The 13,429-nt window shown below is 41.4% G+C and carries 4 protein-coding genes; all 4 read left to right on the plus strand.

The genetic code is table 11. The features are described 5' to 3' along the window. Position 1 precedes the first annotated feature (1 nt). From CZ379_RS12755 to CZ379_RS12770, 4 genes are read left to right on the plus strand one after another with little or no spacing between them, the layout of a single operon-like run. Positions 2-4,420 (plus strand): amino acid adenylation domain-containing protein, encoded by a 4,419-nt coding sequence (locus tag CZ379_RS12755; protein WP_110931965.1) that lies wholly within the window; start codon positions 2-4, stop codon positions 4,418-4,420. A gap of 45 nt (positions 4,421-4,465) precedes the next feature. Continuing rightward, complete coding sequence (locus tag CZ379_RS12760) at positions 4,466-7,588, plus strand: non-ribosomal peptide synthetase (protein WP_110931966.1); 3,123 nt, start codon at positions 4,466-4,468, stop codon at positions 7,586-7,588. 33 nt (positions 7,589-7,621) lie between these two features. Next, the gene (locus tag CZ379_RS12765) at positions 7,622-9,325 is read left to right on the plus strand and encodes a carbamoyltransferase N-terminal domain-containing protein (protein WP_110931967.1); all 1,704 of its coding nucleotides are present in this window, start codon (positions 7,622-7,624) and stop codon (positions 9,323-9,325) included. Continuing rightward, on the plus strand, positions 9,326-13,426 hold the full coding sequence (locus CZ379_RS12770) for a condensation domain-containing protein (protein ID WP_110931968.1): 4,101 nt from the start codon (positions 9,326-9,328) through the stop codon (positions 13,424-13,426). Positions 13,427-13,429 lie beyond the last annotated feature (3 nt).

The following is a 13,429-nucleotide window of genomic DNA, read 5'->3' on the forward strand; positions in this document are numbered from 1 at the left end:
CATGGATAAATTGGAAACAAAAGATTATTTGTCATTGGCTGAGGCGCAAAAAAGGATATGGTATACACAAATGCTGTATCCAAGCTCTACTATGTTTAATATAGGCGGTATTGTGACGATCCACGGGGAAGTAGATACCAGAGCCTTGAAGGAAGCGATTTGTGCTTATATCCGCAATAATGATGCATTTCAAATTCGCATTACCATGGTGAATAATACGCCCAAGCAGTATTTTAGTCAGGATCAGGAAGTGGTTGTGGGTTATCGTGACTTTTCTGGCTGTGAAGATACGAAACAGTTTCAAAGATGGTATGAGGACAAAGCTGCGACTCCGTTTTCTATGGAAAATGAGCCTTTATACGAGTTTGTAGTTTTTAAAATGAGCGATCAAAAGTATGGTTACTTTATAAAGGTTCATCATATCATTGGAGACGGATGGTCCATGAAAATCATGACGAATGAAATTAGCTCGCTTTATGAGTCAATGAAAAGGGGGGGGCTAGTCTTCCCCGAAAGGCCGGCCATGCAGTATAGAGACTGCATTGTTAACGATCTGGCCTATATATATTCTGATAAATATGAATGTGATAAGGCTTACTGGAATAAACAATTTGAGTCCCTGCCGGATATCGTTCCACCAGCCAGTGAACAGATGGACGGATGCAGACAAACGTTTTATTTTCAATCGAGCGAATCCAATAAAATCGACCATTATTGCAAGACAAATAATATTTCTCAAAATGCTTTTTTTGTATCTTTGTATCTGCTATACGCGTATAAAATGACGGACATTGAGGATATTGTTATCGGAACGCCTGTTTTGGGCAGGTCGGGAAAAGCAGAACGCAATATTTTTGGGATGTTTGTGAATGCGCTTCCTTTTCGCTTTCGGGTAGATGATTCAGCTCTTCTTTTTCAATTGATGAGAGAGATCGATACGCAGCTGAGACGGAATTACAAACATCAAAAATATCCTTTTAATCATCTGCTGAAAGATTTGGCCGGCGCTCAGAATCATGGCAATTACCTGTACAATGTGTGTGTTAATTATTACGGAACAACGCTTTGTAATACAATGGATGGTTTGTCAGTTTATAATCATGAATTTTATAACGGGCAGCAGGAGTATTCCATGCAGATCGTTATTCGAAAATGGCACGATGATGCAGGGTTTCAACTGGATATAGATTATAAAACAGAAGAATATACAGCCTGGCAGGTGCAGCAATTATTTGTGCGAATGGAACGATTGGCAAAATGGGTAGTAGAACATGAACAGCTGTATGTTTCCGATCTATGCCTATTAACCGACAAAGAACTAGAGATTTTTGTTAAACAATACAATCAAACTGATTGCGACGATTCTGCTGATACGACTGTGGTGGATTTATTTAAAGAGTCGGTACTACGTAATCCTCATAAAATTGCAGTTAGTATGGAGCAGATTGCTTTAACATATCGACAATTGGATGAGAAATCTGATGCTCTAGCTGCATTTCTTTCTAGCAAAGGGATGAAGAATAGCTGTGTTGTCCCTCTAGTGGTGACTCACTCCCCGGAAACTGTAATTGCAATATTGGGAGTTCTAAAGATTGGAGCAGCTTATTTACCGATAGATCCAGAGTACCCGGTAGAACGCATCTCCTACATGTTGAAGGATAGCGGCGCAGAACTCGTGCTTAGCAATATTGCAGAGCTGAATACCGGAGACTATAAAGGAGAAGTAATCAATCTGAATGAAGCTTCTCTTTATAGCCAAGTACAGAATTGGAAATATCATTGCAAAGCTAAGGATCTGGCTTACATCATCTATACTTCGGGATCTACAGGGAAGCCTAAAGGGGTCATGATCGACCATCAAAATTTGACTCATTATGCTACATGGGCTAGAAAAGAGTATGTTACTGAAGAAACAGAGGTCTTTCCTCTCTATTCGTCTTTGGCCTTTGATCTAACGGTTACGTCAATTTTCACACCGCTGATTTCAGGCGGAACGATTAGAGTATACAAGGATAATGCAGATGAGTACATTTTGAAACGGATTGTACAAGATGGTTTCTGTACTCTATTGAAGCTAACTCCGGCTCATATGCGAATTTTAAAGGATTATGATAATTCTCGGTCTACCATTCGTAAACTGATCGTGGGAGGAGAGCAGCTTAACGTAGATATCGCAAGCTCGGTCTATGAAAGCTTTTCAGGAAATATCGAAATATTCAATGAATACGGTCCGACGGAGGCAACAGTAGGCTGTATGATCTATCGTTATAAAAACACCTCGAACAAGACTGGAAACGTTCCCATTGGCAGGCCTGCCGATAATATGCGTATTTACATTTTGGATCGTAATATGATGCCAAGGCCCCCGGGGGAAGTGGGAGAACTGTATATTTCGGGAGCTGGCGTAGCCCGAGGATATTTAAATAATCCAGAGCTGACCAGTGAACGCTTTTTAACTCATATGGAGCTTGATCATCAGAGGTTGTATAAAACAGGAGATCTGGCTAAATTTATTGCTCCCGATTGTATCGAATATATCGGGCGGAAGGACTTTCAGCTTAAGTTAAACGGTTACCGGATCGAGCTAAATGAAATTGAATACCATCTACGCTCTTATGAAGGAGTTATAGATGCCGTTGCTACGGATTATAAAAATAAGAATACTCACTATCTTTGCGCTTATTATGTGGCAGAGAAAGTTATGGACGAGACGAAACTCAAGCAGCATCTTGCCCAGAAATTACCCGCGTATATGATACCACAAGTTTATATTCACCTTAAGGAAATACCGCTCAATATTAATAGAAAAGTAGATAAGACATTGCTGCCTTCACCCCTAATACATATACAAACAGATAGTATTGACAGGCCTACAGGGGATAAAGAAGCCATATTGCTGTCCGTTGCATCCGAAATGATCGGAAGACAGCTTGATGATTTAGGTCTTAATTATTTTCAGGCTGGCGGGGACTCTATTATTGCAATATTAATGTCATCCCGTCTCAAAGATAAGGGATATGAATTAAAGGCCAAGGATATATTGTCCAAGCCGGTGTTCGGTGAGATGGTCTTGTACATGTCCCAGGTAGCAAAGGAGGAAATCCCGCAGCATTCATGTGAAGGGTTCATCCCGCTAACTCCAATAATCAATTGGTTTATGGAGCAAAATTTAAGATTTCCCGGTAAGTACTGCCAACGGGTTCAAATTGTTCTTTCACCTGAATTCACAGTAGATGCATTAGAGATGATATTGCAGAGGCTAGTGAAGCATCACGATACATTACGTGCCAACTGGTCCAAGAGAGAAAACAGGTTGTTCTATAATCCTCTTCATCAGAACAGCTCTGTCAAGATTCAAGTTTTGGATCAAGCGGATCGTACATCAACAAAGGATTTACAGCTGGACGAAGACCTTCTTGTCTATACATCCCTTCATATGGGAGGGGAACGGAATATTTGGGAAATTACAATTCATCATTTCGTTGTTGATGGTGTGTCTTGGAGAATTATGCTTGAGGATTTGGATACTATGCTTCAGCAGCTAAGAGCAGGTCAACCATTGAAGCTGCCTAACAAGACACATTCTTATCAAGCGTGGGCGAAGGCTACTGAGGCTGCTTCAGATCAGTTCGACAACGAATACGAATATTGGAAAAACGCTCTGGCCTCATCCTTTTCTTATCCAATAGTTAATCCAGACTACCCCAAGGATGATATAGCAGCAGCAACCTTTCAACTAGATAGAATGTTAACGGAAAGCTTGTTATCTCATGCGAATAGATCGTTTCATACAAGACCGGATGAGTTATTAATTGCCGCTTTATTGATAGCATTACAAGAAAGTACCGAACAAACGGATCTTCTAATCGAGCTTGAAAATCACGGAAGAGGAGCAGTTGCGGAGCAATTGGATATCTCACGTTCGGTCGGCTGGTTCACTGCCTTGTATCCGTTCCGAGTCATCCTGGAACAAGAGTCGCTCTCCGAACAGATTAAAGCAATAAAAGAAGCTTTACGGAGTGTCCCGAATAATGGGATAGGCTACGGCTGGTGCAGGAGCCTTAACCGTCGCTGGCAATATGAGAAGCCTAGAATCAGATTTAATTATTTGGGGAAATTCCAGTCGGAATACAATTCTTTTAATGTGCTGCCATGTCTATTCGACCCAAAATCCAACCCAAATCATACAGCCCTTCTGCAGATAGACTGTCTTATTATTGATCAGCAATTAAATATTGCGGTCAGCGGAAGTAAGCGCAATGTACAACAGGATACAACAAGAGCATTTCTGCAAATATTTGAACAAACCATCAAGCAGGTCATTGCTTTTTGCAGTAATAGCGAGAAGGTGGAATACACTCCGTCTGATTTTGATGGCGTACAGCTTTCACAGAAGGAACTGGACAATTTATTAAGTTAAGCTAACGATTTGAATTCCGCACTAGGGGAAAGGAAGTAGATTTGCGTGATAAATGCTCAATCGGTTGAGGATATTTACGCTCTTTCACCTGTTCAGGAGGGCCTACTGTTCCATTACTTGAAAGACGAAGGCAGTATGTACAATATCCAGCTCGTCATATGTCTTGATGGTAGTTTAAATGTACAGCTCGTAAAAAAATGCTGGGGAATTATGGTGAGAAAGCATGCAACATTAAGAAGCGTGTATAACTGGGATAAAACTAGTAAAAATTTACAGATTGTTTTGAATGAATATGAACCGGAATTTGCATGCATAGCACTGCCTGACCAGCAATCAGGTGCTGGCTCACTTGAGGAATATTTGCGGATAGATCGGAGCAAGAGGTTTGATCTACGGCGTCCGCCATATAGATTGGCAATTGTAAAGGACGAAAATCATCGAGAATATTTTATAATCACAAACCATCATATTCTATTTGATGGCTGGAGCAGCAGCATATTAATGAGGGACTTTATTTCCATTTATTCTAGATTGTATAGAGGAGAGGGAATTGAGCCCCCAGCGAAGCACAATATATACAAACATTTTGTGCAATTTTGCCTTTATTCGGATGATCGAGATGCCAGCGCATTTTGGAGCCGTCATTTGGATGGATATGATTATTTTATTCCTAAAAATAGTAACGATCATCATCGCTTTGAAGAGCAGCGCCTTATTCTACCGCAGCAACAGATCCATGATTTCTTAAAGCAAGAAGGCTTGACGCTGGCTGCTCTCCTATATGGGGTTTGGGGAATCGTACAGCAGAAGCTTCATAGGCGTAAGGATATATTGATCGGCACGACCGTATCCGGACGCAATGCTCCGATTTCCGGTATCGAGGATCTGGTCGGTTTGTGTATAAACACAGTTCCATTACGAATAAAAGCAGCCTCGGATTTAACGGTGAAATCCTTGCTGCAGAAGGTGATGAGTGATCTTGCCGAGCGAATGCCATATGAGAGCAATTCACTGACCAGCATTATGGAGGCAGGAGAATGCAGCGGAAATTATACTCTGTTTGATTCCATTGTGGTTGTTGAAAACTATCCTGTCATGGTCAGTGAGGCCCAGGGATTCCCTCCATTCGATTACTATACCTGCGAGACAAATAACTATGAACTGACCTTAGGTGTCGAACAGACCAGGCAAAACGAACTCGTGCTTATTTTAAGTTACAACAATGCGAAATATTCATCCGACCAAGCGAACACTTTGGGAGAGGTTTTTCTAGCAGTTCTATCACAGATGCTTGGAAATGCAGAGCAAAAGATTAGTAGTATCTCTATGATGACAAAGACTCAGGAATCCGCAATCCTGCAGAAATATGGTGCCGATGGAAGACATGAACCGGAAACCGTTGAGGGCTTTTTCGTTGAGGCTGCAAGTGCTTTTCCTGATAAAATAGCTGTCTCTTGCGGTGAGCATAGTCTGACCTATGACCAATTAAATAAAAAATCTAATCAATTGGCAAGGGTGTTAATAAAACGGGGAATTAAAGAAAACAGCATTGTAGCAGTATTGTTTTCACGATCCGTTGAATTAGTTGTCGCTATTGTGGCGGTTATTAAATCCGGAGGCGCGTTTGTACTGATTGATCCAGAACTGCCCGCAGAACGTAAAAATCATATCTTAAATGACAGTAATGCTCAACTTTTATTGCTATCCGATAACGGTATGGCCGAGGAACTGAAATACGAAGGAAGTATATATCCCTTTTCCTGCAACGATCCTATTGATGAACTGGACGTTGACGTCAGCGTGAATATTTTACCCGAGCATCTTCTTTATGTGATTTATACATCGGGAACAACCGGCTTGCCACAGGGTGTAATGATTGAGCACGGCAATCTTTATGTTTACATGAAATCGTACCAGGAGCTATTTGGTATTACTGAACAGGATACTACGATACAGCTGTCACCCGTTACATTTGATTTGTTTATTGAGCAGCTTTGCCTTGCACTATTTTTTGGGGGAACACTGATTATTCCTGAATCGACAGAATATCGGAATATGGAGCAGCTCCACCGGATTATTACAGAACAAAAGGTTACTTTGCTTACATGTTCCCCGCAGGTACTGAAAATATTTAATACTATGCCGCCTATGCCATCCGTGCGACTGGCGATCAGTGGCGGAGATGTTATGAAGTATGAGTATATTTCGAACTTAAACAAATATATGGAGGTCTATAATGGCTACGGACCTACAGAGGCTACGATAGGCGCAACCTTCTACCGGCTGCCCAAAAAGATGGAGAAGGAAATACCGATAGGCAAACCGATAAGCAATTACGGTTGTATGATATTGGATCAAGATGGACATCAGGTTCCTGATGGAATATTGGGAGAGCTTTATATTTCTGGAGGAGGTCTAGGAAGAGGATACATTAATAACGCAGAGTTAACTAATAAGCGCTTTGCATGGCATCCTATTCAAAATAAACAGGAAAGGCTGTATAAAACAGGCGATTTGGTCGTTCGGCATCGGGATGGCAACATTCATTTTGTCGGACGGGAAGACAGTCAGGTCAAGCTGAATGGGATTCGTCTGGAAACTAGGGAAATTGAAATATATTTAAATATGCACAGCAGTATTGAAGATAGTGTGGTACTAGCATTGTCCGATGCTGAGAAAAATTCATCACTCTGCGCTTTTTATGTTTCCCGAACTCCATTAACGGAAAAAGAGCTGAGAGAATACTTGAGCAAATACCTTCACACAGCATCACTGCCAACACACTTTTTTCACGTGGATGCTATCCCAATGACAAGGCACGACAAAACAGATGTGCGGCAGCTAACAAAATATTTCCATCAGGCCATGGAGAACAAAAAAGACTCGGTCATACCGATGAAATCAGCCTCCGAGAGAATATTGCATAAGATTTGGAGCGAGGTGTTGAATAAACCAGCTATTGGGCCTCATGACGATTTTTTTGAAATCGGCGGTAATTCAATTCATATGATGAGTATTTTCACTAAAATAAATCAGTCCATTCTGGATGCCAACGTTACGATTCAGAATTTATTTGATTATCGAACAATATCGGAACTGGCCGAATTCATTGATCGCAAGTCCATTCAGCAACCGGAAAAAACAGAAGTTGATGTTATTGATTTTTAAACATTAAAACGGGCAACTGAAAGGAGAAATTCAGTGATTACTTGTGGAATAAAGCTTACCCATGACGGAGCAGTAGCTCTTTTAGAGGATAATAAACTAATATTTTGCGTTGAAATGGAAAAAACGGATAACAATCCAAGATTTCAGGAAATTTCGGATACGGAGACCATTACGGTGATATTGAATTCCCATGGTTATTCCATTGATGATATTGATCATTTTGCTATTGACGGTTGGGGGGGGAGCGATGCGGATGCACTGGCTGTTCAGCCTCGGCTTGAAATCGGAAAAGAGTTCAATTGGCTCGCTGCAACTCATAAGGGGGAACAATATAAGCTTGGCGTCGGACAATATGAAGAACCCGATCTAAAGACGGATGTGCTGAGAATGTGGCAAATGGAGGGACTTCGTCTTGGCGGCCAAAGCAGGGAATATACGAGCTACCTGCATGTTGCCACACATATTCTAAGCACTTATTTTACCAGCCCGTTTGCCAAGGAAGGGCGAGACAGCTACGTACTGGTCTGGGACGGGGGGATGTATCCAAGACTATATTATGTTGATACTAGCGGAAAAATAGAAAATATGGGCCCTATTTTTTTACTTATCGGCAACATATATACGATTTTTGCACAGCATTTTGGACCTTACAAGGTTAATGGAAAATTTGCAAAAGACAATTTATCGGTTGCTGGAAAAGTGATGGCGTATATTGCGAAAGGGACAAACCGCGAAGAGCTGCATCCTATATTTGATAAGATATATCGCCAATGCTACAGCTATCCAATGGGGTTTGCTAATGTATTCGCTAATGAATTTAAGAAGAGCATTGAGGGTCGGGATATCTCGGATGAAGATATTTTATGCTCATTTCATTTCTACCTGGAAAATATGATTCTTCAGAAATTAAGGAAGAAAATTGAAAGATTTGACCGGGGCTGCCGCAATCTGTGCGTGGCTGGAGGCTGCGGATTAAACATTAAATGGAATTCAGCTTTACGCAATAGCGGCCTGTTTAATGCAGTATATGTCGCCCCGTTTCCAAATGATTCGGGTTCTGCCATCGGAGCAGCTTGTTGCGCACTATATCACCACTCCTCTCATCGCCATATTGAGTGGAATGTATATAGCGGGAATGAAGTTATCGAAAATATGCCACCCCATGGATGGGTTAAAAAGGAGTTCTCGGTCAAGCAGCTCGCTGACCTAATATATGAAACTAATGAACCGGTTGTTGTTTTAAAGGAACGGGCAGAATTGGGGCCTCGCGCGTTGGGCAACCGAAGTATTGTTGCTGCTCCTTTCCATCCTGATATGAAGGAGCTTTTGAATCAAATCAAGGATAGAGAGGATTACCGGCCGGTTTCACCCATTTGCATAGAAGAGAGAGCTCAGCAGTTTTTCTCGCCTGGTACTCCAACACCGTATATGTTATTTGATCATGTCATTAAGGAGGAATGGCGTGACAAGCTTCCGGCAGTTATGCATCTGGATGGTTCAGCAAGATTACAGACGATGAATGAAAGCGAGAATCCGGTATTTTACAAGTTGTTGGAGGAATTTGAGAAATTGAGCGGCTTTCCGATCTTATGCAATACTAGCGCAAATTACAATGGCAAAGGCTTTTTCCCGGATATATGCTCTGCGGCGGAGTGGGGGAAGGTGAATTACATTTGGAGCAATGGATACTTGTATGAAAAGGAATCAAAGATCAAATTTAGTGTGGTGAGCGGATAAATGGAGAAGGATATTGCAATTGTCGGTATGGCCCTGCGATGTGCTGATGCGGAGAACATATCCGAGCTTATGGAGAATATATACAACAAGGAAGATGCTGTACGGCCTCTATCCGAAGAGAGAATCAAAGATACTACGCTGGATGCTAGTAGACCACTGAGAAATTTAGGGGCGCTGAAAGACGTCGATAAATTTGACTATAAGTTTTTTAATATTTCCTACGCAGAAGCGGTCAATATGGATCCTAACCAGCGGTTGTTGCTGGAGGTTGTCTACGAAGCAATTGAAAATTCCGGTTATAGCGCAGATTATTTTGACGGAATGAATGCTGCTGTGTTTCTTTCCGATGTAAATCCTGAATATTATAAGCTGTCGGATTCCTTTGACGACACTATGATTGCAGGTAATTCTCCCGCCTTCGCTGCTGCAAGAATTGCGAGACAATTTAATCTTACCGGTAATGCTCTAGTTGTGGATACAGCATGTTCCTCTTCATTAGTGGCAGTACATTTAGCCTGCAATGAGTTAATTATGGGCGAATGCGATTATGCCTTTGTTGGAGGAAGCAACCTGAACTTTATGCCTTATGCAGATAAAGAAATGGAATACAGCATCTGGTCCTCGGATGGAAAATCCAGAGCTTTTTCAGAACAGGCGGACGGCATGTCTTGCGGAGAAATGGTTTGCTGCATCATTTTGAAGCCCCTTGGAAAGGCGCTAGAGGATGGGGATCATATTTCAGCGGTCATAAAAAGCACAGCAGTTAATAACAATGCGAACAGATCCTCTAGCCCCTCAGCGCCAGACAGTATTTCCCAGGCCAATGTGTTGAAACAAGCGTGGGAAAAAGCCAATATTGATCCAATAAATATGGGGTATATTGAGGCACACGGTTCCGGTACAAAATTGGGGGATTCACTTGAGGTTGAAGGTCTTACAGCAGCATTTCGAGAGTATACAGAGAAGAAAGGCTTTTGCTCTCTTTCAACGGTTAAATCCAATATTGGACATGGATATGGTGTTGCGGGGCTGGCAGGATTAGTAAAAGCAGCTCTCTCTTTACGGCATAAGTATCTCTATCCAACGATTCATGTGGATGAATTAAATTCAATGATCGATTTCTCCAATTCAGCCGTATATGTAGAGACGGAAGGCCGACCTTGGCAGGTTGGCTCATCTCAACCGAGAATTGCTGGAGTAACGTCGCTTGGAGCAAGCGGTACAAATTGTCATGTCGTTCTGGAAGAGGCGCCCGAATTGCCTTTCATAGAAAGTATCGATCTTGAACAGAGCCATATTATAACCATATCTTCAGCCACGCCCTCGGGTCTTGAGAACACTTTAAATAAATATTTGAAATTTCTCGACACAGCAGATGACAAGCAATTGGGCCATATCGCATTTACTCAAAATACAGGCCGGATGCATTACCAGTATCGAGTAGCTTTTATAATAAGCAGCCTCGAGGAATTTAGGAATTCATTGATAGAAAGACTGGAGGGCTCCTTTTCACCCTCAGACTTGAATAAAAACAAGAGGAAGCTCATTTATATTTTCTCGGATTATGCTTTTACAGAGAGCCAGGTTATGGCCGCTTGTAAACAGTCATATACCTTCCGTACTTATGTAGAAGCATGTACGGAAGCAGCAGAAGAACTAACAGGTTACGGATGGTGTTTCGCATTCGAGTATGCCATGTATCATCTCCTTCAGGAGCATGGTGTTCAGCCAGACCAATTTTTATGCGAAGGAATCGGTAAAATCGTAGCTCAAGTACTTCAACAGAAAATTTCCTTGCGGGAAGGATTGCTTCTTAGCCAGCAATATAAAAAGGAAGCATTCGCAAATATAGAGAGTCGGGTTAGCCAATTGTTGAATAGGTTCAGCCCGGAGGAGTATGCTTTTATATCTATGTCCTATCCGGAAGAAATTTCGGAGACCATCACAGCTCATAACGGGAAAGGTCTTACTCTCATACAACTGGAGCATGAGGAAAGTCGGGCATTCCAGCATTATCTAGCGAATATCTATTTGTTATTTGAAAGATTTGATTGGAACGCTTGGTATAAAGACAAAAAATATCATCGTGTGGAATTGCCGGGATATTCTTTTGAGAAGAATCGTCTATGGATCAGAGAAACTCCTTGGATTGAAAAAAGCGCAAAAGGAACGGAACTAACTGCCGATGATCAGGAATTTTTAAATAAACTGAATGTAATTGAGAAGAAAATTGTTGGAATTTGGGAGGAAATATTTGATAGGAAAATAACGAGCCTAGAGGATGACTTTTTTGATATTGGCGGAGATTCTTTAAAAGCTACGCAGGTTATTAATGAGCTTCAGCAGTTCGCTGGCGTAGATTTGGATTTTGAGGATATATTTGATTTTCCAACGATAGCGGAATTATCCAACTACGTAACTACTCAAATGAGCCTGGAGCGGCAAATTATGCTTATTTTTGCTGAGGTCTTGAAATCCGAGAACATTGACGTGACGGACAGCTTTTTCGATTTAGGGGGACACTCCCTGATGGCTAATCAACTTTTAGTGAGAATGAGAACACAGTTTGAGATAGCTCTAAATTTTGAAGACGTATACAATAATCCTTCGGCACATGAGTTAGCTGGATTTATACAAGCGAAGAAGGATAGTAGTGCCGCTAGGACTCCATGGGATGTTGTGCCTTTGCAGCCAGTGGCTCCCCAAGATCTGTACTATGCTTCAGACGCACAAAAGCAAATGTGGATTATGAGTCGTGTCGATAAGGCTAACACGGCATATAATTCTCCATTTAAGCTCACGCTTCAGGGAGAAGTAAAGCATGAAATCCTTATGAAGGCTATCCATGCATTGATGGAGCGACATGAGTCTCTTCGAACCGTTTTCATGCAAAGGGAAGGAGAACTCTATCAAATCATTCAAGATACATCACAACTCTCAGTGCCGATTCAACAGTACCAAGGAGTATCGGCTGATGACGCAGAGTCCATCATCGCACAAGACATTAACACTCCATTTGATTTGGAGAATGGATCGCTTTTCCGCGTGATTGTGTTCTACAACGGCGAACAGACACTATTGTATTTTAACATTCATCACATTATTCATGATGGCTGGTCCTCCAAGGTGTTTCTTAATGATTTTATTACGATATACAATGCGTTCTACCACAACAAAGAAAATCCACTAGTGCCTTTAGGCATTCAATATAAGGATTACGCTGAATGGCAAAGAAAAATACTGGCGGATTCTTCTATATCTGCGGTAGAGGAGTATTGGAAACGCCAGCTGCTCCCAGAAAATATACCTCTGGATTTAACGATTGCTATGCCGAGAAATGGAGCCAGGAAATTTTCCGGAGAACGAATTTCTGTCATTTATTCGCCAGAACAAATGCAGAAGATCGAATCCTTTTGTCAAGAAAAGAAGATAACAATGTATATGTTCTACCTCACTGCATTAAATATACTGCTTTATAAATACAGTGGAGCAACTGATCTATGTGTAGGTTCGCCGGTTGCAGGCCGAAACCTGGAGTTATTGGAAGATCAAATTGGTTACTATGCCAATACAGTTGTCCTGCGTACGAAGAATCTTCATAAAATGACGATTCATGAATGTATTCAAAATGTTACGGATACAACGCTGGGGGCATTTTCGAATCAAATGTATCCATTCGACAAACTGATTCAATTATTAAATATTGCTAGAAGTGTAGATCGAAATCCGTTGTTTGATGTCATGCTTGTTCTCCAAAATACTTCCATGATAAGCAACCATGAACTTCACTTGAGCGGTGCAAAGCTATGCGGAATAGACGATTTAGGTGTTACAAGCTTATTTGATTTACATTTCGAAATTGCGGATGCAGAGAATGGGACTCGCTTTTCGATCACCTACAATATTGAATTATTTGAACAACAGGATATCCGGGGAATGATGAAGGATTTTCAATGTGTAATGGAGCTGATCTGCGACAACCAATCGGTACCCATCCACGATATTCAATTGCAGCATGCGGATCAACATCTCAGCGGAATGTCGAAATGGGAAATGGATGATTTCCTGAATCAGCTTGAAAATCATGAAGGTAACAGCTAAAGA

This window comes from Paenibacillus bouchesdurhonensis (assembly GCF_900155685.1).
In the GTDB taxonomy this organism is placed as follows: Bacteria; Bacillota; Bacilli; order Paenibacillales; family Paenibacillaceae; genus Fontibacillus; species Fontibacillus bouchesdurhonensis.

Bases quoted from the DNA above. Each gene is read 5' to 3' on its own strand.
- CZ379_RS12770 (WP_110931968.1), top strand. From the start codon at position 9,326: ATGGAGAAGGATATTGCAATTGTCGGTATGGCCCTGCGATGTGCTGAT.
- CZ379_RS12755 (WP_110931965.1), top strand. From the start codon at position 2: ATGGATAAATTGGAAACAAAAGATTATTTGTCATTGGCTGAGGCGCAA.